The sequence below is a fragment of the Pseudovibrio sp. WM33 genome, assembly GCF_001623165.1.
Lineage (GTDB): Bacteria > Pseudomonadota > Alphaproteobacteria > Rhizobiales > Stappiaceae > Pseudovibrio.
Map to the genome: position 1 here is coordinate 24,027 of NZ_LMCK01000142.1, position 24,592 is coordinate 48,618.

Annotated in this window: 18 protein-coding genes and 2 pseudogenes; 9 read left to right on the top strand and 11 right to left on the bottom strand. The window is 52.9% G+C overall.

Going from position 1 to position 24,592, the window contains the following annotated elements:
* The first annotated feature begins 12 nt into the window (after positions 1–12).
* From PsWM33_RS24880 to PsWM33_RS24910, 7 genes are all read left to right on the top strand, one after another.
* The gene (locus tag PsWM33_RS24880) at positions 13–1,605 is read left to right on the top strand and encodes an ABC transporter ATP-binding protein (protein WP_063296911.1); all 1,593 of its coding nucleotides are present in this window, start codon (positions 13–15) and stop codon (positions 1,603–1,605) included.
* Positions 1,595–2,683 carry an ABC transporter permease gene (locus PsWM33_RS24885; protein ID WP_063302017.1) on the top strand — a complete coding sequence of 363 codons (1,089 nt, stop codon included), beginning with the start codon at positions 1,595–1,597 and terminating at the stop codon, positions 2,681–2,683. The genes PsWM33_RS24880 and PsWM33_RS24885 overlap by 11 nt, the downstream gene beginning before the upstream one ends.
* Positions 2,676–3,605, top strand: a complete 930-nt coding sequence (locus PsWM33_RS24890) for an ABC transporter permease (protein WP_082827144.1) — start codon at positions 2,676–2,678, stop codon at positions 3,603–3,605. The genes PsWM33_RS24885 and PsWM33_RS24890 overlap by 8 nt, the downstream gene beginning before the upstream one ends.
* A 374-nt stretch (positions 3,606–3,979) precedes the next feature.
* Positions 3,980–5,053 carry a BMP family ABC transporter substrate-binding protein gene (locus tag PsWM33_RS24895; protein WP_063302018.1) on the top strand — a complete coding sequence of 358 codons (1,074 nt, stop codon included), beginning with the start codon at positions 3,980–3,982 and terminating at the stop codon, positions 5,051–5,053.
* 118 nt (positions 5,054–5,171) lie between these two features.
* Positions 5,172–6,353, top strand: a complete 1,182-nt coding sequence (locus tag PsWM33_RS24900; protein WP_057466299.1) for a urate hydroxylase PuuD — start codon at positions 5,172–5,174, stop codon at positions 6,351–6,353.
* 4 nt (positions 6,354–6,357) lie between these two features.
* A complete protein-coding gene (gene uraD / locus PsWM33_RS24905) occupies positions 6,358–6,894 on the top strand; it encodes a 2-oxo-4-hydroxy-4-carboxy-5-ureidoimidazoline decarboxylase (RefSeq protein ID WP_063302019.1) in 537 nt (178 codons plus the stop codon).
* Between the two features lie 139 nt (positions 6,895–7,033).
* Complete coding sequence (locus PsWM33_RS24910; protein ID WP_063302020.1) at positions 7,034–8,245, top strand: ArgE/DapE family deacylase; 1,212 nt, start codon at positions 7,034–7,036, stop codon at positions 8,243–8,245.
* A gap of 34 nt (positions 8,246–8,279) precedes the next feature.
* On the opposite strand, the gene PsWM33_RS24915 is transcribed toward PsWM33_RS24910, so the two are convergent.
* The 5 genes from PsWM33_RS24915 to PsWM33_RS24935 all read right to left on the bottom strand — a co-directional run bounded on the left by PsWM33_RS24915 (position 8,280) and on the right by PsWM33_RS24935 (position 13,079).
* Complete coding sequence (locus PsWM33_RS24915) at positions 8,280–8,903, bottom strand: LysE family translocator (protein ID WP_063302049.1); 624 nt, start codon at positions 8,901–8,903, stop codon at positions 8,280–8,282.
* Between the two features lie 177 nt (positions 8,904–9,080).
* Positions 9,081–9,704 (bottom strand): LysE family translocator, encoded by a 624-nt coding sequence (locus PsWM33_RS24920; RefSeq protein WP_063302021.1) that lies wholly within the window; start codon positions 9,702–9,704, stop codon positions 9,081–9,083.
* Positions 9,705–9,887: 183 nt separating this feature from the next.
* Positions 9,888–10,598: a hypothetical protein gene (locus tag PsWM33_RS24925; RefSeq protein WP_063302022.1), complete on the bottom strand. Its 711-nt coding sequence runs from the start codon at positions 10,596–10,598 to the stop codon at positions 9,888–9,890.
* Positions 10,599–10,665: 67 nt separating this feature from the next.
* Positions 10,666–11,709: a MaoC family dehydratase gene (locus tag PsWM33_RS24930; protein ID WP_063302023.1), complete on the bottom strand. Its 1,044-nt coding sequence runs from the start codon at positions 11,707–11,709 to the stop codon at positions 10,666–10,668.
* 17 nt (positions 11,710–11,726) lie between these two features.
* The gene (locus PsWM33_RS24935) at positions 11,727–13,079 is read right to left on the bottom strand and encodes an acetyl-CoA hydrolase/transferase family protein (RefSeq protein WP_063302050.1); all 1,353 of its coding nucleotides are present in this window, start codon (positions 13,077–13,079) and stop codon (positions 11,727–11,729) included.
* Positions 13,080–13,202: 123 nt separating this feature from the next.
* On the opposite strand from PsWM33_RS24935, the gene PsWM33_RS24940 reads away from it, so the two are divergent.
* Both PsWM33_RS24940 and PsWM33_RS24945 read left to right on the top strand, forming a co-directional pair.
* On the top strand, positions 13,203–14,048 hold the full coding sequence (locus PsWM33_RS24940) for an HpcH/HpaI aldolase/citrate lyase family protein (protein WP_208994741.1): 846 nt from the start codon (positions 13,203–13,205) through the stop codon (positions 14,046–14,048).
* A 534-nt stretch (positions 14,049–14,582) separates the two neighbouring features.
* The gene (locus tag PsWM33_RS24945) at positions 14,583–15,599 is read left to right on the top strand and encodes a zinc-dependent alcohol dehydrogenase (RefSeq protein ID WP_057461165.1); all 1,017 of its coding nucleotides are present in this window, start codon (positions 14,583–14,585) and stop codon (positions 15,597–15,599) included.
* Positions 15,600–15,692: 93 nt separating this feature from the next.
* Here the strand turns inward: PsWM33_RS24945 and PsWM33_RS24950 are convergent, their stop codons facing one another.
* From PsWM33_RS24950 to PsWM33_RS24975, 6 genes and pseudogenes are all read right to left on the bottom strand, one after another.
* Positions 15,693–16,157, bottom strand: coding sequence for a MarR family winged helix-turn-helix transcriptional regulator (locus PsWM33_RS24950; protein ID WP_063296899.1), 465 nt, complete (start codon positions 16,155–16,157; stop codon positions 15,693–15,695).
* Positions 16,158–16,474: 317 nt separating this feature from the next.
* A pseudogene (locus PsWM33_RS24955) lies at positions 16,475–17,068 on the bottom strand (helix-turn-helix domain-containing protein); the annotation flags it as partial.
* Between the two features lie 141 nt (positions 17,069–17,209).
* A pseudogene (gene wecB / locus PsWM33_RS28200) lies at positions 17,210–18,336 on the bottom strand (non-hydrolyzing UDP-N-acetylglucosamine 2-epimerase).
* A gap of 23 nt (positions 18,337–18,359) precedes the next feature.
* A complete protein-coding gene (locus PsWM33_RS24965) occupies positions 18,360–19,445 on the bottom strand; it encodes a DUF4434 domain-containing protein (protein WP_208994745.1) in 1,086 nt (361 codons plus the stop codon).
* Positions 19,396–23,088, bottom strand: a complete 3,693-nt coding sequence (locus PsWM33_RS24970) for a tetratricopeptide repeat protein (protein WP_082827145.1) — start codon at positions 23,086–23,088, stop codon at positions 19,396–19,398. The genes PsWM33_RS24965 and PsWM33_RS24970 overlap by 50 nt, the downstream gene beginning before the upstream one ends.
* A complete protein-coding gene (locus PsWM33_RS24975) occupies positions 23,085–24,554 on the bottom strand; it encodes a glycosyltransferase (RefSeq protein WP_063302025.1) in 1,470 nt (489 codons plus the stop codon). The genes PsWM33_RS24970 and PsWM33_RS24975 overlap by 4 nt, the downstream gene beginning before the upstream one ends.
* Positions 24,555–24,592 lie beyond the last annotated feature (38 nt).

Below are 24,592 nucleotides of genomic sequence, written 5' to 3' on the forward strand. Positions count from 1 at the left end.
ACGGATAACACGATGGAAAACGAACAGAGGTCTGGCCCGGTGGCAGAGGGCGTAGATCTCATAGAAGCCAAGGGTATTACCAAGCGATTTGGTGACATTCTAGCGAACGACAATGTCGATCTCGTCATTAAGCAAGGTGAAATTCATGCTTTGCTGGGCGAAAACGGAGCGGGTAAATCCACGCTCGTGAAAATTCTCTACGGCGCTCTTGAACCGGGTGCGGGAGAGATCCTCTGGAAGGGGAAACGGGTTTCAATCTCGAACCCTGCGGCTGCCCGCAAACTGGGCGTTGGCATGGTGTTCCAGCACTTTTCCTTGTTTGAAGCACTGAGTGTGGTTGAAAACATCGCGCTGGCCTTGCCTAAAGGCGAGAAAATCGAGGCTCTTTCCAAACGTATTACTGAGGTTTCCCAAAAGTATGGCCTGCCTCTGGATCCTGCAGCACTGGTTGCAGATCTGCCGGTTGGCATCCGTCAGCGTATCGAAATCGTACGTTGCCTTTTGCAGAACCCCAGTCTCATCATCATGGATGAGCCTACGTCTGTACTGACCCCGCAAGAAGCGGATCAGCTTTTTGTCACCTTACAGCGTCTTGCCTCTGAAGGCTGTGCGATCCTTTACATCTCTCATCGTCTGGAAGAGGTGAAGAAGATCTGCCACAACGCCACGATCATGCGTCATGGCCGTGTGGTGGGTGGGTGTGATCCTGCTGAGGAAACACCAGCCAGCCTTGCCCGTATGATGGTGGGTGGTGATGTTCATGATATTTCCGCTGGTGCGACTGAAGCACAACCGGGCGATGTGATGCTCAAGCTGCGCAATCTGTCTATTCCGTCGGATGGTGCGTTTGGCATTGAGCTGAAGGACGTCAATCTGGATTTGCGCGGCGGCGAGGTTGTTGCTGTTGCCGGGATTGCAGCGAACGGCCAGAGCGAGTTGTTTGACGCGATCTCTGGTGAGACGCAGGTCAAAGATGCTTATGCGGTTGAAATTTGCGGTGTGCCGGTTGGCAAGCGCAAGATCAATGACCGGCGTTTGCTGGGCTCTGCCTTTGTGCCTGAAGAGCGCTTGGGTCATGGTGCGGTGCCGGGCTTTGTGCTTTCTGACAATATTTTGCTGACGCGCTATAAAACTGAGCCGTCATTGATCAAGCACGGCATGCTTAACCAGAAGTTTGCAACTGAAATGGAAAAGCGCATCACCGTTTCCTACGATGTGCGTATGTCTCATGATAATCCTGAGGCGCGCTCGCTTTCTGGCGGTAACCTGCAGAAGTTTGTGGTTGGCCGTGAGCTGGACCGTGTGCCGAAAGTGTTGGTGATTAGCCAGCCGACATGGGGCGTTGATGCAGGTGCTGCGGCTTTGATCCGTCAGGCGATCATTGATCTGGCCCGAGGTGGTTCTGCTGTTTTGGTGATTTCCCAAGATCTTGATGAGATCTACGAGCTGTCTGACCGGATTGCGGTGATCTCTCGTGGTGAGCTTTCTGTCGCCGAGCCAGCTTCTGAAATGACGCGTGAGAAGATCGGTCTTTTGATGGCGGGTATGGGTGAGGGCAAATCTGCTTCCCCTGCAGCAAAAGCGGGAGAGACCCATGCGCATTGAACTTGAAAAACGCGCTGAGCACTCTCAGCTGATGACCGTTGTTTCACCGCTGATTGCGATTGGTCTCACCCTTGTGTGTGGCTCTATTTTGTTTGTCAGCATGGGCTACAACCCGATTGATGCGCTTTATGCCTATTTCATTGAGCCACTGACAACCAGCTGGTCCATTGAAGAGTTGCTGGTGAAAGCAGGTCCGCTGGTGCTGATCGCGGTTGGCCTGTCTGTCTGTTTCCTGTCCAATTCCTGGAACATTGGTGCTGAAGGTCAGTTCACCATGGGTGCGCTGGCTGGATCCATCATTCCGGTACTGTTTTACGACTTTACCAGCCCTCTGGCCCTGCCTTTGATGGTGCTGATGGGCATTTTGGGCGGTATGGCTTGGGCGTCTATTCCGGCGTTCCTGAAAGTGCGGTTTGGGACCAATGAGATTCTGACCAGCCTGATGCTGGTTTACATTGCGCAGTACATTCTCGACTTTCTTGTCCGTGGTCCATGGCGTGATCCGGAAGGTTTTAACTTCCCGGAAAGCCGGATTTTTGACGCGGCACACGTGCTGCCGAAAATCGGTGAAGGACGTCTGCATATTGGCATGATCTTCGCCATTCTGGCCGTTCTGACGGTTTGGTGGATGCTGTCTCGCACGCTCAAAGGCTTTGAAATCAAGGTCATGGGTGAGACACCGCGTGCTGGCCGTTTTGCTGGGTTTTCCAGTAATGGGGTTGTCTGGTTTGGTTTCCTCGTTTCCGGCGGGTTGGCTGGCTTGGCTGGTATGGCGGAAGTCTCCGGTTCTATTGAGCAGCTGACGCCTGTTATTTCTCCAGGCTATGGGTTTACCGCGATTATCGTGGCGTTCCTTGGGCGTTTGAATCCTGTTGGCATTCTGTTCGCCGGATTGTTGCTTGGACTTTCTTACATCGGCGGCGAGTCTGCTCAGGTTAGCCTTGGTTTGACCGATAAGGTGACGCGTGTGTTTCAGGGCATGCTGCTGTTCTTTGTGCTCGCCTGTGACACGCTCATTCTTTACAGATTCAAGATTGCTTCCAGTGTGAAAAACATGAAGGAGGCAGGCAATGTCTGATCTTTCCATGATTGAGGCGGTGCTTTTGACCATAATCACCGCGTCTACACCGCTGTTGCTTGCTGCTATTGGTGAGCTTGTGGTGGAGCGTTCAGGTGTGCTCAACCTTGGTGTTGAGGGGATGATGATTGTCGGCGCTGTGATGGGTTTTGCAGCGACACAGGCGACTGGCTCTCCTTACATCGGCATTGTGGCGGCCATGATCTCCGGTGTTGCCATGAGCCTGTTGTTTGGCTTCCTGACGCTTAATCTGATGGCCAATCAGGTGGCGACAGGCCTTGCGCTGACTATACTGGGGCTTGGCCTTTCCGGCATGGTTGGAGAAGCCTTCATCGGTCAGCCGGGTATCAGCCTGAAACCGATTGCTATTCCAGTGTTGTCGGGCATTCCATTCATTGGGCCGCTGCTCTTTAATCAGGACGTTCTGGTTTACGCTTCTTATGGTCTTGTGATTGCGGTTTACTTTGTGCTGTTCAGGTCTCGTACGGGTTTGATCATCCGTGCGGTTGGTGACAATCACGGCTCAGCGCATTCGCTTGGATACTCGGTTATTCAGGTGCGTTATCTTGCGGTGATGTTTGGTGGGGCGTGTTCTGGCCTTGCTGGTGCCTACCTGTCGCTCATTTACACCCCGCAGTGGGTTGAAGGCATGACAGCGGGCCGAGGCTGGATTGCGCTGGCTCTGGTGGTGTTTGCAAGCTGGCGCCCGGCGCGTGTGCTGATTGGGGCTTATCTGTTTGGTGCTGTTTCCATTTTGCAGTTCCACGCTCAGGCTGCTGGCATTGGTTTGCCGACGCAGTTGATGTCCGCGCTACCGTATCTGGCAACTATCATTGTGCTGATCATGATCTCGCGTAATAAGACACTTGCCAAGGTGAATACACCTGCATGTCTTGGTAAGCCCTTTGTGCCTGATCGCTAATAAGAACCTGATTTGACCGACGCGCTCATAGTAGACGTTGGTCAAATTGTAAATATTTCGACCTTCGTATACATGGTGGGTCGGAGATATGGATAACAGAGATTTAAATCTCTGAGTGAATATGAACTTATTCACGGCTGCACAACTTGCGGATTTCTGCACGCGCACGAATAAACGATCGCAATTATTTGCGAGCGAAAACAAAGCAGAAAAACAACTTGTGGGCGCACAAATGCGCAGAACGGCCTTCGGGTTTGTTCCTATCGTGTTTGCTTGGCGCCGTCGTTCATCTGGTTCTCAATGGTGTGTTCCGCCGCGCTTATTAGGGTGTTGCGTGGCAGGAATGCAGGTTAACCTATAAAGGGGAGCGCACAATGCGCACTATCTTCAAGCTTGCTGCAACTGCTGCAGTTGCACTTGGTCTTTCCGCAGGGGCTTCAATTGCTGCTGATCCACTGAAAGTGGGTTTCATCTATGTTGGTCCAGTTTCTGACCACGGTTGGTCTTACCAGCACGATCAGGGCCGTCAGGCGATTGAAAAGCACTTTGGCGACAAAGTTGAAACCACTTACATCGAAAGCGTACCGGAAGGTGCGGATGCTGAGCGCGCGATTGAGCGTCTGGCTCGCTCCGGTCACGAGCTGATCTTCACAACATCCTTTGGTTACATGAACCCAACCTTGAAGGTTGCGCGCAAGTTTCCGAAAGTGAAGTTTGAGCATGCAACCGGCTACAAGCAGGCGAAGAACGTTTCTTCTTACGGCGCTCGCTTCTATGAAGGTCGTTATGTGCTTGGTCAGATCGCTGCAAAGGTTTCCAAATCCGGTACTGCTGGCTACATCGGTTCTTTCCCGATCCCAGAAGTTGTGCGTGGCATTAACTCCTTCATGCTGGGTGCACAATCTGTGAACCCGGACTTCAAGATCAAGACCATCTGGGTGAACTCCTGGTATGATCCGGGCCGTGAAGCTGATGCAGCAAAAGCACTGATCGATCAGGGCGTTGACATCATGGTTCAGCACACTGACTCCCCAGCGCCTCTGCAGGTTGCTGAAGAGCGTGGCATCATGGGCTTTGGTCAGGCATCTGACATGATCAAGTTTGCGCCTAAGGCACAAGCAACTGCGATCATCGACGACTGGTCCGCTTACTACATTGCCCGCGTACAGGCAGTGATGGATGGCAACTGGAAGGGCCAGGACACCTGGGGCGGTCTGGATGTCGACATGGTTCACATGGCGCCGTTCACCAACATCCCGCAGGATGTTGCAGAAGAAGCTGCCAAAACTCTTGCTGCGATCAAGTCTGGTGAACTGAAGCCATTTACCGGCCCAATCACCAAACAGGACGGCTCTGAGTTCCTGAAAGCTGGTGTAAGCGCTGAAGATGGTGCACTGCTTTCCATGAACTTCTACGTTAAAGGCATCGACGACCAGCTGCCTGAATAAGCCTCAAGCTTGTTTTCGGAGAGCGCCACATTTTTTCACGGTGCTCTCCGCTGATTTCAGCAGTGGGGGTTTTCTCCCGCTGCCCACTCATTTCAATTGAACTTAAAAGAACAAGACAATGACAGCCACTTTCCTTAGTGAATGGCTCAATCTGCTTTTCCGCTGGTTTCACTTGATTGTGGGCGTGGGCTGGATTGGGACCTCTTTTTATTTCATCGCTCTCGACCTTTCCTTGCGCAAACGGGAAGGGCAGGCAGAGGGCATTTTTGGCAGCGCCTGGGAAGTCCACGGCGGCGGTTTCTACCATGTTGAGAAATTCATGGTGGCACCGAAAGAGCTGCCGAAAGACCTGATGTGGTACAAGTGGGATGCTTATCTCACCTGGGTATCCGGCTTTGCTCTTTTGAGCGTTCAATACTATTTCAATGCAACAGTTTATCTCATTGACCCAGAGGTCATGAAGCTTTTGCCTGTTGAGGCTGTTGCGATTTCCATCGCGTCCCTTGGGCTGGGCTGGATCATCTATGATCGCCTGTGCCGCTCTGCCATTGGCAAGAACACACCTTTGCTGGCTGCGTGCCTTCTGGTGATCATTCTGGGCGCGACCTATGGGTATTCTCAGGTCTTTTCAGGACGCGGGGTTCTCATTCACGTTGGCGCGCTGATTGGCACGTTTATGGCCTTCAACGTGTTTATGGTGATTATCCCGAACCAGAAAAAGATTACAGCAGACCTGCTGGCAGGGCGTAAACCTGATGCCGCGCTTGGCCTGATTGGCAAGCAGCGCTCGGTTCACAACAATTACCTGACATTGCCGGTTCTTTTGATGATGGTGTCCAACCATTATCCGTTGCTGACGGGGCATAGCCAACCTGTATTGGTTGTTGCGCTGATCCTGGTGATGGGCGGCATGGTGCGCCACTTCATCAATCGTCATGATGCGCATGACAACTTTGCCAATTTCTGGTGGGCCTTGCCTACCGCAGCCGTCAGTCTGTTTGTAGCTCTCATTGTGACACAGCCTGCCAAGATTGGTGGTGGACATGGTCCGATCCCAGACAGTGATGTGCTGGAGATCGCGCAGACCCATTGTGCAGCCTGCCATAGTGCGACGCCAACCAATGAGGCTTTTAGCGAAGCGCCTAAAAACATCGAGCTGGACAGCATTGCTGATCTGCAACGCTATGACAGTCTGATCATGGCGCAGGCGGTGCGGTCCTCTGCCATGCCACTTGGCAATGAGACAGGCATGACCAAAGAAGAGCGCGAGATTCTTGGCGCCTGGTTGCAGGGGCATTGAGGCCATGGTGACTTATTCTCTGGATGAGGTGAACCGGTTTTCGCTGAACACCTTTGTCGAAGTGTTTGGCGGGGTTGCCGAGCACACTCCCTGGGTTGCAACTGTTGCCCAGCGAGATGCACCTTTTGCCTCTCGTCATGCGCTGATTGAGGCGTTTGCTAACGCTCTGCAACATGCGGATGAAGAGGCGCAGCTGGCGTTAATCCGTGCACACCCTGACCTTGCAGGCAAAGCGGCGCGTGCCGGTGAAATGGCTGATGCCTCTGTGAATGAACAGTCCGCCGCTGGACTGGACCAGCTGAGTGATGCGGAATATGAGCAGTTCACCCAGCTTAACGGCACCTACAAATCCAACTATGGCTTCCCCTTCATCTTTGCGGTGAAAGGGGCAACCAAGCATCAGATACTGGAGGCCTTCCAGCTTCGCTTGCAGAACAGCGCGAAAGATGAGTTCGCGGAGGCTTTGCGACAGATCTGCCGGATCTTCAGCTTCCGACTGGAGGATCTGGTGGCAGATGAACAGAGTGCTTGCAGTTCTTGATCCTTGCCGGAAAGTGCTTACTACAGTTACGTAAGGGGCAATAATCCACTGGAACATGAGGGGCTGCATGACAAGATGCTTGCAACCATGACCGTTATCTATTGGATTAATGCTACTGTAAAATTCAAGGGGAGCATTCATGAAGGCCGCGATTGAAAACCGGTTTGCGGAGCAGGTCGACTTCCTGCGCGAATTGGTCAAGGTGCCAAGCGACAACCCGCCAGGGGATACAGAGCACCACGCGTTGCGGACTGCTGAGCTGCTTGAAGGCCTTGGCTTTACCGTTGAAAAGCACCCTGTTCCAGAACCATTTGTGCGCCAGAACGGCATGGTCTCTGTGACCAACCTGATTATTCGTGAAACGTTTGGCGACGGGTTCGGCCCAGTGATTGCTCTAAATGCACACGGTGATGTTGTTCCTCCGGGAGAAGGCTGGACTAAAGATCCTTATGGCGCCGAGATTGACGATGGTGCTTTGTATGGGCGCGGAGCTGCAGTTTCCAAAGGAGATTTTGCCACCTACGCGTTTGCGCTTTTAGCTCTGCGTGAGTATGCGGATGAGCTGGAAGGCTCGGTTGAGCTGCACCTGACCTATGATGAGGAAGCTGGCGGGTTTGTAGGGCCAAAGTGGCTGTTGGAGCAAGAGCTGACCAAGCCGGACTATGCGATCTCGGCAGGCTTTTCTTATGCAGCGACAACGGCTCACAATGGATGTTTGCACATGGAAGTGATCTTCCGTGGCCGTCAGGCGCATGCTGCAATGCCAGAGAGTGGCGCGGATGCCCTGCAAGCTGCAACGCCGGTTCTCACAGCACTTTATGAGGAACGCGAAAGGCTTAAGTCCATTCAGAGTGAACAGGATGGCATTGGATCACCTCAGATCACTGTGGGCCTGATCTCAGGCGGCATCAACACCAACGTTGTGCCAGAGCGCGTCTCGCTGCGCGTTGACCGGCGTTTGATTCCCGAAGAAAACGGGGAACAGGTGGAAGAGCAGCTGATTGAGCTGATTGAAGCTTTGGTACCAGAAGATTGCGGTGTTGAGGTGGAGTGTCGGCGCATTATGATTGCTGAGCCGCTGCGCGAGTTGCCGGGTGCAAAAAAGCTGGTGGAAGCGTTGAAATGGCCTGCCAAAGAGGTTTTGGGCATTGAGCTGAAAAGCACGGGCGCTCCGCTTTATACCGATGCCCGCCATTATGCTGAGGCCGGTATTCCAACAGTGCTTTATGGTGCAGGACCGCGGTCCATTCTGGAAGCCAATGCCCATGGGGCGGATGAGCATCTGCAGCTGTCGGATCTCAAGGCAGCTACGATTATTGTGGCGGATGCCTTGAAAACACTTCTTCGATAGATTGTGAGAAGCCCGGATGTTCTGGGCTTTTTTGCTAGCTCACGCGGCCAGACAAAGCGGTGAAAATACCTGCGTCCAGAAGGCCAGTGCCGCCGACCTTATTGAGGCGCTTGAGTGTGCTTGGTCCGTTGACGACTTTGCGCAATCCGCCCGCCATGGACACCCAGAACACTGTGTTTATGCCACCAAGCGTAACAAAAGTGAGTCCCAGAATGAAAAACTGGGTCAGCACGGGCTGGGTGTGATCAACAAACTGAGGCAGGAACGCCACGAAAAACAGCATACCCTTTGGGTTGAAGGTGGTGACCAGCAGGGTGTCTCTGAAGATCTGCAGTGCCGGAACATGTGGCATCTCAACTTGTGTGGATGGGCCGGAATTGCTGCGCCACATCTTAATGCCAATGTAAATCAGATAGGCTGCGCCGATGTATTTCATGATCTGGAAAAGCATGGCGGAGGTTGCCAGCAGGGCTCCAAGGCCAGCAAGAGCTGCTGTAATGGCAAACAGGTCCCCCAGCATCACTCCGGTGACGGAGGCAACTGCGGCGCGTTTGCCCTGACTGAGGCTGTAGCTGATGACCATCAGGACGGTTGGACCGGGAATGATCAGTAGTAGGATACTTGCCGCGGCAAACGCGATCCATGCTTCAAACGCCATGATGTTCTCCGGTAAGACCTGATCGATCATGAACAGGTGATGAGTTGAAAGGCTTTGAGCTGATATCTCAAAGTGTGCAGCAGGTGAGTAGCTTACCCATGTAGATGCTGTTTGGGTAGAGGCAGGCCTTTGAGAAATACTGGAGAGACTTTGAGTTCTTGCCACTGTCCGTGAGTTTTACGGAAATTTACCGGAGAGTGCGATGAAAAGCCCGGCACTCAGCAGACCAGTCCCTCCGATCCTGTTGAGACGTTTTGCGCATTTGCTTCCGGTGAGCATGGCACTGCAACTGCCTGCCATGGAGGTCCAGAACATCGTGTTGATGCCACCAAGGACCACGAAGGTTGCTCCCAGCAGTATGAACTGCGGAATGACTGGAATCGTGTCATCTACAAATTGCGGGAGAAACGCGACGAAGAACAGCATGTCTTTTGGGTTGAATGCTGAGACCAGAAACGTATCTCTGAATATTTGCAGGCGGGTCGTTGCCACAATCTCCATTTGGTCTTTGAGGACAGATTTCCTGCGCCACATGCTGACGCCCAGATAAATGAGGTAGGTCGCGCCCGCATATTGCAGGATGTCATAGAGCAGCGCGGAGGTTGAGATGACGGCGCCGAGCCCGGCCAATGCGACCGAGATCAGTAAGATACTCCCCAAACTAACGCCAAGGGCTGAGGCGACAACCGCCCTCAGGCCCTGGCTGATACCATAACTGGAGACCATAAGGACTGTTGGTCCGGGGATGATGAGTAAGATGGTGCAGGCAAGGACGTAAGTCAGCCAAACCTCGATGGCCATGGCTTTTCTCCTGAAACGATGTGTTGCACAGGAGAGGTAGGGGCGAATTGTGACCAAAATTCTGCGGGTGTGATGACGAAATACAACAATGGAAACAATTATTTACGCCTCACATTTTGTTGCAGGAGGCAATGGTGCTTGATGAAAGTTTGAGCGATTGCATGCTGTTGCTCGCATGAGAGCTCAGCTTGGTGAGAGTTGTTTGATCCAGACCGTCAGGTTTCCGGAAGTTTCAAAGCCCGTTTGTATGGTGCTGTGCAGAGTTTCACCTCGTGCATAGCCGACTATGGGTGTTGATGGTTGCCACGCCTGCAACAGGCCCGCTATTTGTTGGAGGTCTTGTAGGGACAGTGTGCCTGCAAAGATGTTGGAAAGGCCGATTGAGCTGCCAGACCAGTTGCCGATGAAGCCCTTGGTGTACTTTCCCGCTTCAGCATAGCCCCAAAAGGCAATGTTCGGGTTCGTGAGAAGTGCAGGTGGAAACATGCTGCGGTCTGTCTGATTGCCGCTTGTCTTCCATGCTGCCTCCCAGTGCTCCAGCTGCCGGGCGGTCTTTATCTGCTCCCAGCCTGCCGTGTCTGCTTTGACGATTTCAGTCAGATAAAACCAGCTGGCATCGAACAGTTTTTTGAAATCAGATTGTTCCAGTGGAAGGACCGCAAAACTGTCTTTGACATAAACATCAAAGGTAGCAGTGCGCGTGAAGTCATTGATGAGTTCAGGTTTTGTTGCCGGGAGGCAGGTCACGATGCTGGAGTAAAACGGAAGGGGCGGCACAGTTGTGTGAAACAGCTCCTTAGAGCGCTCATAGGGAATGCCATGGGCTTCAAACATATGCTGATAAAGATCTGCATTGTTTTCAGCGGCTTCCAACTGCCATGCGGCTTTGCTCATGATAGCTGGTCTCACGTGTCATCCATCTTTTACACAAGAGAGCATCATAGGAGAATGTGGTGTGGGATCAATAGCCAGCGGCTGCGTATGGACCTCCGCCCTGACGGTAGACGAGCAGGGTGCGGGTGTAGGAGAGGGCCTCGGTGCCGGTTTGATCGTGGGCGACGGTTTTTACGGTCAAAATGCCTTGATCTGGTCTGGAACGGCTTTCTCGCTTTGACAGGACTTCGCTTTGCACTTTGAAGCGGTCATCTGCATAGAAATGACGAGACAATTTTGTATCGGTCCAACCCAGATTGGCAACCACACGGCCAAAGGTGGTTGTGGTGGCGGCGGTGACCAACGAGAGGACGTGCAGTTCTGATGCTGGCAGACGGTCTCTGCCGTAGACCTCCCGCGCGAACTCATGATCACGGTAGAGTGGGTGCCATTGCATGGTCTGGACGGCGTGACGGAGCATGGAAGACGAATGGAGTGTGATGTCCGGGCTGTGCTCGAAGACCTGACCTGTTGCGAACCCCTCAAAGTAGATGCCTGTTGTTTCCTGTAGGGACCCATCCTCACGTTGATAATAGGCCAAAAACCAAGGATTACTGCTGGAGTTGGGAAGGTTGCCCCAAACCGGATGCTTGCCTTTTTTGAAGATGCTGACGGTGTATGTGAGGTTGGCGACCTCAACGCCTTCCTGATTGGTGCAGGAGGCTTTTACGGTGACGTGGCCGGTTTTGTCTTCAGTCTCTGCTACTGCGATGATTTGGCTACAGCAGTAGAGCGTGTCGCCGCCGAAGATGGGCGCAGTCATGGAGATGTTCTTAAACGCTGTGATGCGGTCTTTTCTGGCAAAGGTCTTCCAGCTCATGCCGAAGATCTTTTGCAGTGTCAGCGTGGAGACGACGAGAGGTTTCCTGAACTCTGTCTGCGCTGCGTAATGGGCATCATAATGCAGCATTGCGGCATTGAAGGTGTCCAACGCTTCCTCTGCATTTTCCTGCTGAGAAACCGTCATGCCGGGACGATGGTGAAAGATCTGGCCCACGGAGAAATCTTCGAAGTTGAGGCCGTAAATCTCCAGAAAACGATTTTCCGAGATTTGAGCGTAGGCTGAATACATGACGGGCTCCTTTCAGCCTAGTAGATGGTCAGACTTTTGGCTTCTTCGCGCAGCTCATCGCGAAATTGCGGGGCGGCGAGCTCAATGAGGGCGTGGGCGCGCTCTGAGGTGGACATGCCAAACAGGTTGGTGCAGCCGTACTCTGTAGCCACATAACTGACGTCATTGCGCGGGGTTGTGACGATGTTCTGCAGGCGCGGGACAATCTTGGAGATACTGCCGTTTTTCGCGGTGGAATGGGCAGCGAGCACGGCAATGCCTTCTTTGGAGCGGAATGCTCCGCGGACGAAGTCCAGCTGCCCACCGCTGCCGGAAATCTGACGCCAGTTGATGGATTCTGAGGCGACTTGGCCGAACAGATCAATCTCCACGAAGGAGTTTACGGAGACCATCCGGTCATTTTGAGCAATGATGTGCGGATTGTTGACGTAGTGCGCCGGGTGGCAGGCCATGGTTGGGTTGTTGTCGAGATAGGCGTAGTAGTCGGGATTGGAGAACAGAGCGATGTTAAAAACGGTGTGCCCGACATTGAGCTGTTTATACCGGTTGGATACGTTACCGGCCTGTATCAACTCGAACAGCGTGTCCCCCAGCATTTCTGTGTGAATGCCAAGATCAGATTTTGTCTTCAGGCGTTTGCCAACTTCATTCGGGACGCCGCCAATGCCGAGCTGAATGCAAGCGTGATCTGGTACAAGTTCAGCAACAAACTCACCAATCTTATGGTCCTCAGGACTTGTCGGTTTCTTCGGCAGGACCATGAGGTCGCTGTTGTGCTCAATAAGGGCTGAGACCTGAGAGATATGTACGAGCCCAGACCCAAAGGTGCGCGGCATATTTTGATTGACTTCAACGATAATCTGCCCAGCCTCAAACGCCAGGGGGATGGACATGCTACCATCTACACCAAAGCTGAAATAGCCGTGCTCGTCCATGGGAGAGACCTGAAACAAGTGCACATTGGGCTTGCCATGACGGGAGAAAACACCTTGTGCATACAGGCTAAAATGCTCTGGCAGATAGTGCGGAATGATCAGATCCGGATGGGTCTGTCTTAACTCCTTGGCGTGATCAGCAAGTTGACGAAAACTTCCTCCTAAAAAGGGGCAGAGCAGCTTGATTTGTTTGAGTACTTCGACATTTGAAAACTGATCGACAATCTCTTTGCGCGAGCGGAGCAGGTAAACATCTGGTGTGCTGCTGAAGTATCCGGCAGCAGCAGCCTCGCAAAAGGCTTGGGTAAGGCGAGGAGGGGTTCCGCAATAACACCCGAAGGTGATCAGCTTTGTATCTCTTGCAAGCGTTTTTATCGCCTCATCTGCGCTTATCAGTTTTTGTTGATACAGCTGATCAAAGTGGTCTGCAGGCATGCGGTTATGTCCGGGGTCCATCGTCAAAGAGGTCAGCTTGATCCTATCTATTTTCAGGAAATTAATTGTTACTGATCTACATTCTGCCTTAACGGCGTCAATGGATTAAGTTGGAGTTCCGGTGTGAAGAGCCTGTTATTCTTACCTGCAGATAAAGCCCATCTTTTCCCGAAGGCGACAGCATCGGGAGCAGGGTGTGTGGTGCTTGACCTTGAAGACGGTGTTTCTGAAAAGCAAAAGCCAGCCGCTAGAGATCTGCTGCGCGGCCTTCAAGATGAGATCCGCGAGCATGAGGCCTGTGAAATCGGTATTCGCATCTCATCGATGAGCACGCCGGATGGACTGGAAGATGTGCTGTGCCTGCTGGATCTGGCGCACCTGCCAGACTGGATATTTCTGCCCAAATGCGAAAGCCCGCGTGATCTGGAGCAACTTGACCATCTGCTGCAGGGCCATCCTGGCAAGGAGATGGTGCGGGTGTGCGCGTTGTTGGAAACGCCAGCGGGACTGTCTAACGCAGAAGCGATTGCCTCAACTCATGCGCTGCTTCATGCACTGGCCTTTGGGTATGCGGACTATACGGCAGAGACAGGTGGCACTATGGGCTGGAACAGTCTTGTGTGGCCACGTGGACAGCTGCTGAATGCAGCCGTTCAGAACCATCTTTGGGCGATTGATGGCGTGTATTTAGACTTCAATGACCCTGAAGGACTTGAAGATGAAGCCCGCAATGCGCGAGATATGGGATATAACGGCAAGTTTGCCATTCATCCTTCTCAAGTCAGCGTTGTCAATTCGTGCTTTGAGCCTAGTGATGAGGAAGTTCAGTGGGCCTTGAATGTGCTTGAAAAGCAAAAGGATACAGCAGGACAAGGCGCGTTTGTTGTTGATGGCAAGATGGTCGATGCACCTGTGATCTTACGCGCAAGACGTTTACTTGGCCTGAGTGATGGTGATGATCATCCATAGTATGAACTAGCTGTTAGATGTTTAAGTATTTAAATGATACAATACTCATAATTGCTATATTTAGATTGAATAATAGCAAGTAATTCCATAATCTACCTTATGCATACATTTGATTTATACTTGATATTGTTAGGTGGAGGCAAATGTTTTGTGGTGTTGTATGGAGTAGGGGGAGAGTGTCAGGTCTCCGCTCGACTCATGACGATGAAATGATCTCAGGTGAAGTCGCCTAAAAGCTACGTAGTTAGCCTAAGTTGATGAATTTGTTTCACTTTACGGAAATGTATGTCCTTGAATACACCTGATTGTCGTCCGCGGGTTTTGTATTAAAGAACAAGCCTTTTTAACTTTGAGTGACTGGCGAGAAACGTTGTTAACCGCGCTTGCATCCTTGAAATATCATCTCTTTTATACTTGGCAGGAGATTTGTTAGGCTCGGGTTGAATGCTGGTGCTGCATACCTGCATTTGCAAAATTTAGCTTTCCCTGTATGCATCTGGGCCGCTGCGGCCCGAACAGGTCAAGGAGCCCGTCATGTCTATGATGAGAGCGGCCGTTGTGCGCGAGTTTGGTGCGCCGTTGGACGTGTGTGAAGTTGAAAAGCCTACAGTAAATGATGACAGTGTTCTGGTGAAAATTGAGGCCACTGGCGTGTGCCACACCGACCTTCACGCTGTTGAAGGTGACTGGCCAGTCAAGCCGACACCAGCCTTTATTCCGGGCCATGAAGGCGTGGGCATTGTGGTTGAGAAAGGCCGGAATGTCACTTCGGTGAAAGAGGGGGATCGCGTTGGAATTCCCTGGCTTCACACCGCTTGCCGCTGCTGTCGTCACTGTGTTGATGGCTGGGAAACTTTATGTGAAAGCCAGCAAAACACGGGTTACAGCGTCAATGGCAGCTTTGCAGAATATGCTTTGGCTGACCCGAATTTCGTCGCTCATTTGCCGAAGGAACTTGAATTTGCACCTGCAGCACCAATTCTGTGCGCAGGTGTAACCGTTTACAAGGGGCTGAAGGAAACGGAGACAAAACCGGGACAAACGGTTGTGATTTCCGGTATTGGCGGTTTGGGGCATCTGGCTGTTCAGTACGCCAAGGCCATGGGCTTGCATGTGATTGCGGTTGATATTGCAGAGGACAAACTGGAGCTTGCAAGATCACTTGGCGCGGATATGACGCTGAATGCCTTCAAGTGCGATCCGGTGGCTGAAGTGCAAGCTGGCGGCGGTGCTGAGGGCGTGTTGGTGACGGCAGTGGCTGGCAAGAGCTTCCAGCAAGGTGTTGGCATGCTGGCACGTGGCGGCACTATGAGCCTTGTTGGTTTGCCTCCTGAGGACTTTCCACTCAACATCTTTGATATGGTGCTCAATCGCAAAACATTACGTGGTTCCATTGTGGGCACGCGAAATGATCTGCGGGAGTCATTAGAGTTTGCTGGTGAAGGCCAGGTGGCGGCGCATTACACCACAGAGCCGCTCGACAACGTCAATGATATCTTCGATCGTATGCGTAACGGCAAGATTGACGGTCGTATTGTGATGGACTTTTAAGGCCTGAGAAGATGAATGAATGCCGCAGAATCTTTTTCGTATCTGCGGCATTTGCTTGTCTAAGCGGACCTGATAAGGCCGTTAGCACCTCGCTCATAACAGGTCGGGATGTGCACCAAGCTTCTCCAGCAAGCGGGTCATCTCGGCGCATTCTTCTTCAGAATACACTTTGCTTAAAAGCGGATAGGCGACGTTCGCCATGGCGCTAAGAGCGGTTGCGAGTTTGCTTTCACCTTCTTCTGTGATGTTGATCAGGATAACCCGTTTATCCTCTTGCGAGCGATGTCGCGTGACGAGACCTTGTTTCTCCAGCCGGCCAATGATCTTTGTTGCGCCACCTTCGGTGAACATCAGAGCACTGGAAATATCACTCATCCGCACTTCACCTCCTGATTGCTGGACGCGTCCAAGAAGTTCTTTTTCTGACAAGGTCAGATCACACGCCTCACTCACTGCCGTTTGTAGCTTCTGTCGAAGGCGAGCGGCTTGCAGCAACAGCAGATGCGCTGCCTGAATGGTTGCCTTTTGGGATTCTGGGGCGAAATCAAACTGAGTCATCACATATCCGAGGTGTTACAGATAATACTTGATTAGAATAGTAATCTAGTTAAGTATTATGGTCAATCGATCTTGACCGACTGTAAACAAGGATAAAAAAGTGTCCATAGACCTCACCCCATATAAACCCTCCAAAACCAGTGTTTTGCGCCTTTTACGGTGTATGTTTCGTCAAGGGGCGAGAACACGTATGTGTCCTCCTGGACCACGACTTGACGGAAAAACTGTTCTGATAACAGGTGGATCAGCGGGTGTCGGCGAGTATGTTTCCCGCGGATTGATTGCGCGGGGCGCCAAGGTTGTGTCTCTGTACGGCTATGTTTATCTAAATACTGCTCCAGAGCAGAAAAATAGGAAAACGCGCTTTCTGAAGGCACAAACTGCAGGTGCATCAGTTTGGACGTCGCATCATCAACAAAGACGAGCAGGGTGCATGGATCGCCGCGCTCTTCAAACCAGCGATGATCGCTGCCATCGATCTGGATGAGCTCGCCATAGGCTTAGCGGCGATTGCGCGGCTGGTGAAACGTGCGCCGCTGCGCCTTATTCAGCCAAATCCCGGCCTCGATCATCCATTTGCGCACCGTCTCGCGCGAGACCTTCAAGCTGTGATGCTCTTCCAGCTTTTCTGCCGCCAGTGTTGGCCCGAAGTCAGAATAATATTCGCTGATAACAACTTGCGCGTATTCACGCTTGGCGTCACTGATCTGGTTATTCGGCCGCTTGCCACGGGCACGGTGGCGTAGGCCGCTGGCACCTTCATCTCTATAGCGCTTCACCAGCCGCGATATCTGGCGCACCGACAGATCCAGCAGATTACCGGCACCCGCATTGCTTAGCTCGCCGCGCACAACCTGCGCAATCACTTCAACCCGATTTAACTCCCGTTCACTCATAACCACCCATCCCATGCCACGCTCCCCAGCATAACCTGAACCAGGCCAAGCATGACATTTTTAGTTTGCAAGGGATAGACAGTTTAGCGTTGCGCTGACATATAAAATACGCATAAGGTAGATTATGGAACTTAAATTACAAAGACCAGAATGGAGCTAGTCTGCTGAGTTTATGTGACTTTCTACGGCAGCCGCTATGCGTTGTGATCCATGGCCATCGCCGAATGGGTTTTGGCGGTCGATCTTAGTGTGTTTGCATTTCAAAATGTGCGCGGCTTCATCGGTGATGGTTTGCTCGCATGTGCCGACAAGTTTTGCAAGGCCGCTGATCAATGCTTCTGGTCGCTCTGTGGTCTTGCGCAGGATCAGCAGCGGTGTTCCGAACTCCGGTGCTTCTTCCTGTATGCCGCCGCTGTCTGTGAGGATCAGGTCTGCGTCACGTTCCAGTGCGATGAGCGCTTCATAAGACAATGGCGTGACCAGATGGATGCGCGATGTATTTTTGAGCTCGGACTCGATCATGTCTTTGACGACCGGATTTGGGTGGACCGGCAAAATGACTTGCAGATCCTCATGGGTTTCTGTGATGCGTTTTATGGCCTGGCAGATATGGCGCATGGGATCGCCCCAATTTTCACGTCTATGTGTGGTCACCAGCACCAATCGCTTTTGCGGCCCCAGAACACCTTTCAGCTGGTCGAGCTCTCGTGCCGGTTTGATCTTCTGTGCCAGATGTCGAACGGCGTCGACCACCGTGTTTCCTGTGGTGAGGATTTTCTCTTTGCTCAGGCCTTCACGCAGCAAGTTGTCTTTAGCGATGGATGTTACAGTTGGTCTGCCAATCGTCGGTTGGCTTCTTCGGGAAATGGATCCTGCAGCTCACCACTGCGCAGTCCGGCTTCCACGTGGCCGACTGGAATGGCGCTGTAAAAACTGGCCAGTGCGCCGACAAAGCCTGTTGTGGTGTCGCCGTGGACCAATGCGTATTTGGGATGATGCACAGCAATGTATGCGTTTATGCCTTTGAGCAGTTCGCCGGCCTGATCGGCCAGCTTGTGGCTGGTGCTGGATACGTCGAGCCAGTTGATCTGGTGAATGTCGAAGGATTCAAGTGCATTGGATGCAATGTCGCGGTGCTGGCCTGTCATTAGAACATGGGCGTGTAGGTTTGGGCAGTTTGCGATTGCAGAGATGACCGGCGCCATTTTTATAGCTTCTGGACGGGTGCCTATGATGCACAGCACTTTGTTAGGGCCCGCTCCGATGATCTCTGGTTCTTTCATCTTTTGCGCTACGGTCCTTGTGATTATTCGGCAGCTTCTACATCAGCCAATGCGTTTGCAATGCAGACATGAGCGTTCTCAGTAAGAAACTCTTTGATCTCGCGACTGTGTTTGTTGTTGAACTTCAGGATATGACTGGACAACGAGAACAAGGCCAAAGGCTGCGTGGCCGAAAATCTTGCGTTCTTCAAACGGCTTTTCATGGTGCCGAGCGAGGTTGGGATTGTGCTGAAATCTGCTGTTCTTGGATCAATCTCGAAGATTTCCACCACTGGAATAACCGTATGATCTTGTGTGCTGAAGGCGGCGCTGATGGCGCGTTGCAGGTTGCGGCTGGAATAAGGTTCCATAAGCTTGGCCCCTAGCCCATCCTGCAGCAACAGAATGTCCATGGATGATTTTGCCATGAGCTTGTTCCATTGGGTGGCCAGTTTTCGCGGAATGGTCTTCAAATCGGTGTATCCAGAGATGGCAACAGGCCCCGGGAGGATGCGGTTCAAGATTGCGCGGGTTTGTGTGGTGTATCCGGTGACGAGCTGTTTGAGCTTGCTATCCAACAGCAGATTGCCATCAATTTCATCTGGTATATACCAGCCCGCAAAAACCTCGGTGGGATGAGCGGTGTAGCTGATCTGGGCCTTTATCGCAGTGGCGAGTTTTTCGGTCTCCGCTAAGCGCTTGTCCAGATAGGTCTGGCCATCTTTTTGCAGCTTCTCCATGAACGTTGGATCATACCGCAGGCCGAACCAGAGTTTGGCTCCGGCTTCATCTGCGCCCATGATTGCAGCTTCGAGCCACATAGGCAGCTTGATTTCGTCCTGAAGATCGCTTCCCCATACGGTCCACTGGAGGATGGCTTCGTTTATGCCAAGTCGTTGATGTGAAAGGAGTTCGCTGCGCCATAATCTTGGGTTAGGAAAATATTCATCGCCCCACGGCTGGATGAAGCTCATACGTATAGGAATACATTCCTTGGCGCCGGAATCCTGCCGCGCATAGGCTTTAAAGATCATCATGAATGTGATGAGAGCGAGGCAGAACACCCCAAGAACGAAGAGTTTAGAAGTTTGCTTGAAGCCCGAGAAGCACTCGGCTGGTCTCACTGTCATCTGTGTTTAATACTTCGTGTCCTACACGCCCGAACACTTCCAGCTGAAGCAGGTCACCATAGGCTTCGGTGTACCACCCTCTCCACTTCAAAGATGCTCCCAGCCCTGCCTCAATCGCCACAGCGCTGGTTTGGGAGTTCCAGTTTCCGCTCCCTATGGAATACGCAAAAGGCGACAAAATCAGGTTAGGATCGAGCCTAAAAGTGTAACCAAGTCGGCCATCTCCATAGAATAGAATGGTTTTTTCCTTTTCGAAGAAACGACCACCTTCCAGATAGAGACTGATGTAGGGTTCTTTGTCGATAGGCTCACCGGAGTAAAAATCGTAGAGCGGGAGGAAGTCGTTTCCGCGGGTGAAGGACCAAAGCACCCTCCCCAGCCAGTTGTCTTCTGTGATGCTGCCGCCTTTAAAGAACCGCTCCAGACCTATTTTCAGGTTTTGCGTCATAAACGGCTTGAAGCGTAGGCCGACGATGGTCTGGTAGGTGTCAGGGTCCGGACGGAAGCTGTAGCGTTGGTTGAGCCACTGGGCGCGGGCGATTATCTCAAACACGCGGCCATTCTGGTAGCCGATGACCGGAGGTCGCCATGCCACTTCCAGTGAGCCGAACGGGCTGCTGGATGGGATGCCAAGGATGGCGCCTGCAAACTCCTCCTCATCCTGCCGTGACGGGCTGGCTCCATCGAAGAACAGAAAGCTGATCGGGATTTCCAGAATGCGGAGCTGGCGCTGGAAGCGCTCCAGCTTGTCCTGTTCATAGATGTCGCGCTGATGCTGGTGCAGCACATCAATCCGCTTGCGAAACAGTTCAGCGGCTTTCTTGTTTTCAAAGGCTGCCAGATAGGTATAGGCCAGATCTTCCTGAAGGTTCGCCTGATCTGGTTTTTCCTCCAGCGAGGTTTCAAAGCGGGTGACTGCCAGATCATTGTCACCCTGAGCACGGGCAAGGTATCCTCCCAAAGCGAGTGTTGCCGGGTTTTTAAGGTCGGCTGGCGGCAGTTTTTCATATTCAGCCTCTGCCTCCTCTAGCTGATCCAGCTGGAACAGAACCTGAACCACGGAAAAGCGAATGTCCGGTGTCGAGGCGATGGACCGTGCCTTGCGCAGGTCCACCAGAGCGCTTGCCAGTGCTTCTGGTGATTGATTGCCCTGATGGAGCGTGAGCTGGGCCCGGGCGGCGTAGTAGCCGGCCATTTGCTCTTGAGAGAGCTTGGAGACATCCAGTTTGGCAAGGAGGTGTGCTGCCTCATCATAGTCCATCTGGCGCAGGTTGAGGTAGAGCAGTGCCATGCCAGCGCTCTGATCGTCATGCTCTTCAAAAGATTCCAGAAACCAGTCTTCCGCGACCTCATATTCTCCCAGCTCCTGATAGAGGAAGCCGAGCTGGCTTGCGGTGGCGAGGTTTGGGCTGAGTTCATACGCTTGCTGTAGTTCCTCTCTGGCTTTCTCTTTGTCTCCCAGTCGCAGATAGAGGCTGGCCAGCGTCAGGTGCTTGTCGGCGTTCATGGGCTGGGCCTGAAGCTCCTGTTGTGCGCAAGTCAGGGCTTCCAGGTTGCGGTCGAGTACGCGGTAGGCCTCGCACCTGATCGCCAAGATCGCATCTGTGTTTTTGGTCTGGTCCAGTTGTTGCAGCAACATGAGAGCTCTTTTGGGGTGATTGAGCTCCAGTGCAAGATAAGCAGCTTCTAAACGGGTTTCTGCAGTTGGGGCCAGTCGCAGTGACTGGCGGTACATTTTCACGGCTTCCTGAAGCTGCCCTTCTGTTTTCAAGAGGCGCGCCAGTGAGAGGAAAGCCATGGCAAACATGTCTTTGCTTTCCTCTGACAGGTTTGCCGTGTTGGTGTAGCTGAAAACGTAGTTCAGCCACATGCGTGCCGTGATGCCTTCTGCGGTGCTTTCCTTGAGCATGAGATATGCTGGCAGAACCAGTGCCGGGTCCGGTTGCAGCTTCCAGTCCGCGATCAGATAGTCAAGCGTGCTGGTCCAGTCTTCATTGGTTGCAGAGACAGCTGCCAGATCAAACAGAAGACGTGCATAGGCTTTCTTGTCGTTTTCATTGAAGGCGCCGTCAGCACGGGCTCTTTGGGCTCGTGCAAGAGCATCCTGAAGAACAGCGGAGGCGATGCGGTGATGGTTGGAGAGCAGGGCGACCTGCCCTCTTTTTGCTGTGATGCGCCAGTTGGGCATCAGCGTTTCAGCTTCTTTGAGAACCTGATTGGCGAGATCCAGATCCCCTGCCCGCCGTGCCAGATCTGAAAGGGTTTGCAACAACTCGACCCAGGCTTCCGGAGATTTCTGCTGGTCGGTAAACTGGGTGATGGCGCGCAGTTCCACCAGCGCGTTGATGGCTTGTGTTTCCCAGCCATTGTTAAGAGCGAGCATGCTGAGTTGCAGGCCGTATTCCGGGCTGCGGGTGAGTTTGATCAGCAATCGGCCTGCGGTGACCGCTCTGGTATCATCTCCTGCGCGAATGGCGATGTCTGCCAGTGCCAGATAGTAGTTGGCGGCTTCTTCCGGACCGGAGGCTTTGGTGTCGAGGATCCTGCCATCCGCTGTCAGAAGCGCCATTTCTGCCTCGGCGCTGGAGCCTTTTTTCACCAGAGCGTAGGCCAGCTGAACGCGCGTGGACAGTCCCAGTTGATCAATGCGCCCGGGGTTGAGGAAGGTCAGCAACTCATCCAGATGACCAGAATTGAGCGCGCTGGCGGCCAGGGCTCTGGCGAATGTGCGTTGTTCTAAAGCGGAGGATTGGCGGCCCGTAAACAGTCCATTCATTTCACCACGCAGCAGCAAGCGGTAGGCTTCTTCGTCTTTGCCTTGCGCAAGAAAGAGGAAGGCTTCGTTCAAAATTGCTGTGCGCTGGGTTCTTGGTGCGTTGTCCAGCTTGGAAAGCTCGTCCCATTCGCTACGGGCTTCTTCCAGCTGATTGAAGTTGCGCAAAAGATCCGCTCTGATGAGCCTTTGTCTTGGGGTGGCAGCGCCCAGCTCTCGCAAAATGTTCAGTGCATGGAGAGCTTCCTTGGTTTTGCCAAGCTTGATGGCTGCTTCTGCTGCGCCTGCAAGGGCTTCTTCCCGGTTGCTCGGCAGCAATTTGCCAGTCTCTATCGCCAGCCGGAAATCATCAAAGGCTTCCGCATACTCGCCCGTGAGCATTTGCAGGTGGCCGAGCGAAAGGTAGCCGCGGCTGAAAGCGGGGGCTTGAGATTGGAGGATCTCTAATTGGTCAATTGCTGCGATTGGGCGATTGAGGCCGATGAGCAGCTGGATTTTTTGCCAGCGGGCCACAAGATGATCGGGGTCTTGTTTCAGCAGCTCATCCAGTTCTTTCAGCGCATCTTCACTTCGCCCCTCTGCCAGCAGGCGGTAGGCAAGGTCCAGCAAGGGATAGGAGCGGTAGCCGCGCCACGTGCTTTGCAACAGGGATTGGCTGTCCTGTCGGTCCTTCAGCAAGCTGATGTAGTACTCGTCTTTTTGCTGGAGGGTGTAAGGCGCAGGGCTGACTCTCTGTGAAGGCGGAGCTGGATTTTGCGATTGTGTTGGGATGGATAAGCCAAGCGCAAACATGATGACCCACAGCAGATAGAATGCCGAGTTTCGATTGGCATTCCCGCGTGTGTTGTGGGGCGTTTGGGGCCGGGTCATGTTTGTGCTTCCTGCTCTACAGGAATTGCAAGCTCCAGACTTTCTTCCTCCGGATAGTCATGAGCGGTCTTGTCCCAACCGATGACTTCGCCGGTGCCCAGATGCCGGATCCATGTTTTGATGGCGCGCATCATGGCGATGTAGTTGATGATGATGGATACGAAGTAGCGCAGGGTCACAGGTGCCAATGCGCGCAGTCCATAATGGTAGCCTGTCCAGATATGGCGTTGGATAAGGCGGTGGGCGAGCAGGAGCACGTTGAACCAGATTACATACCAAAATGGGCTGTCTTCTGGCAGAAGTGGCGGCAAATAGTAGGCATCCGGTGCCAGACGCTCATAGAGGCGAAGGCCCCAGTAGAAGAAAAGCGAGATGTACCCGATGATGATGGCGTGGCTGAAGAACACCATCTTCCTGTCGCGCCAATAAAAGTATTTATCAGCGAGCCCTCCTTTCCACCCCAGCTGTGCCCAGCCCTGAAACGCGATGCCGATGGTCCAGCGGGTTTTCTGGCGTACGCTTTGCCAGAAGCCGGAGGGAAACAGCTCCTGCGTGACTGCAAAGTCCGTGTGATCGCTTTTCTTGGCCGGGTGGACCCAGAGCAGGTGGTGGGTGAGCCCCTTCCCTGTGAGCCGCATGGCGAGGTCGTAATCTTCCGTCAAGGAGCCGATGTTGAAGACTTCCGGTATGCCGTTTTCATCTGTGCCGGAGATGGATTTGGCTGTCTCGATGGTTTTCTTGGAGTAGCAGGTGCCAACACCAGCGCCCGGAACTGTTCCGGTCAAGAAGCCCCTGACGAGAACTTCCTTGGAATGGAACTCGGCAAACTCGTCCATGTAGTGGCCGGCTGTCAGGTTCCGCCGTCTACGGGGTAAGGAGAGGACGGGCAGTTGCACCACATCGGCAAGTTCAAGGCTTGCGTTGAAGACGTGCAGAGCGTTTGGGTTGAGGATGTCTTCTGCGTCCTGCATGACGATGCCGGCAAAGGAGATGTTCTGTTCCTGTTCGAACCTCTCTATTTCGGCAATGATGGTGTTGACACAGTCGGCTTTGCAGGTTGGGCCGTCATTGTTGGTGGTAACGACGCGCAAATTGTCATGTTCAGCTGCCAGACGATTTGCAGCCTTCTTTGTGGCTGCGTCATTGGGGTAGACGCCAATGAAGATCCAATAGGATGGATAGTCCAGCCTGCGCATGATGCCTGTAACGGCGGGATAGAGGATTGAGGCTTCATCCCATGCGGGTAGCATGATGGCCAGCGGTCTTGGCGGGACGTGCCCGGTTTCTTCAAACAGGCGTTCTTCGGTTCTGCCCGCTAAGGGGCTGCGATACCAGGCGACAAAGGTGTAATAGAGGGTGTCAACGAACAGGTCATCTGCGCCAGATACAGCAAAGACGTATGAGGCGACGAGAAAGAGGCCCTGCGTAACAAGAAACAATAATACAAATGCATCTGTTACCAGCATACTCTGGTGCACTCCTTCGCAGTAACCTGATTAAAGTT

What these genes read in the sequence shown, in the direction of transcription:
- PsWM33_RS24945 (WP_057461165.1), top strand. Translation starts at nt 14,583, where the DNA reads ATGTCTATGATGAGAGCGGCCGTTGTGCGCGAGTTTGGTGCGCCGTTG.
- PsWM33_RS24890 (WP_082827144.1), top strand. Translation starts at nt 2,676, where the DNA reads ATGTCTGATCTTTCCATGATTGAGGCGGTGCTTTTGACCATAATCACC.
- PsWM33_RS24925 (WP_063302022.1), bottom strand. Translation starts at nt 10,598, where the DNA reads ATGAGCAAAGCCGCATGGCAGTTGGAAGCCGCTGAAAACAATGCAGAT.
- PsWM33_RS24920 (WP_063302021.1), bottom strand. Translation starts at nt 9,704, where the DNA reads ATGGCCATCGAGGTTTGGCTGACTTACGTCCTTGCCTGCACCATCTTA.
- PsWM33_RS24950 (WP_063296899.1), bottom strand. Translation starts at nt 16,157, where the DNA reads ATGACTCAGTTTGATTTCGCCCCAGAATCCCAAAAGGCAACCATTCAG.
- PsWM33_RS24895 (WP_063302018.1), top strand. Translation starts at nt 3,980, where the DNA reads ATGCGCACTATCTTCAAGCTTGCTGCAACTGCTGCAGTTGCACTTGGT.
- PsWM33_RS24885 (WP_063302017.1), top strand. Translation starts at nt 1,595, where the DNA reads ATGCGCATTGAACTTGAAAAACGCGCTGAGCACTCTCAGCTGATGACC.
- uraD (WP_063302019.1), top strand. Translation starts at nt 6,358, where the DNA reads ATGGTGACTTATTCTCTGGATGAGGTGAACCGGTTTTCGCTGAACACC.
- PsWM33_RS24965 (WP_208994745.1), bottom strand. Translation starts at nt 19,445, where the DNA reads ATGACAGTGAGACCAGCCGAGTGCTTCTCGGGCTTCAAGCAAACTTCT.
- PsWM33_RS24970 (WP_082827145.1), bottom strand. Translation starts at nt 23,088, where the DNA reads ATGACCCGGCCCCAAACGCCCCACAACACACGCGGGAATGCCAATCGA.
- PsWM33_RS24935 (WP_063302050.1), bottom strand. Translation starts at nt 13,079, where the DNA reads ATGCCTGCAGACCACTTTGATCAGCTGTATCAACAAAAACTGATAAGC.
- PsWM33_RS24915 (WP_063302049.1), bottom strand. Translation starts at nt 8,903, where the DNA reads ATGGCGTTTGAAGCATGGATCGCGTTTGCCGCGGCAAGTATCCTACTA.
- PsWM33_RS24975 (WP_063302025.1), bottom strand. Translation starts at nt 24,554, where the DNA reads ATGCTGGTAACAGATGCATTTGTATTATTGTTTCTTGTTACGCAGGGC.
- PsWM33_RS24930 (WP_063302023.1), bottom strand. Translation starts at nt 11,709, where the DNA reads ATGTATTCAGCCTACGCTCAAATCTCGGAAAATCGTTTTCTGGAGATT.
- PsWM33_RS24910 (WP_063302020.1), top strand. Translation starts at nt 7,034, where the DNA reads ATGAAGGCCGCGATTGAAAACCGGTTTGCGGAGCAGGTCGACTTCCTG.
- PsWM33_RS24880 (WP_063296911.1), top strand. Translation starts at nt 13, where the DNA reads ATGGAAAACGAACAGAGGTCTGGCCCGGTGGCAGAGGGCGTAGATCTC.
- PsWM33_RS24900 (WP_057466299.1), top strand. Translation starts at nt 5,172, where the DNA reads ATGACAGCCACTTTCCTTAGTGAATGGCTCAATCTGCTTTTCCGCTGG.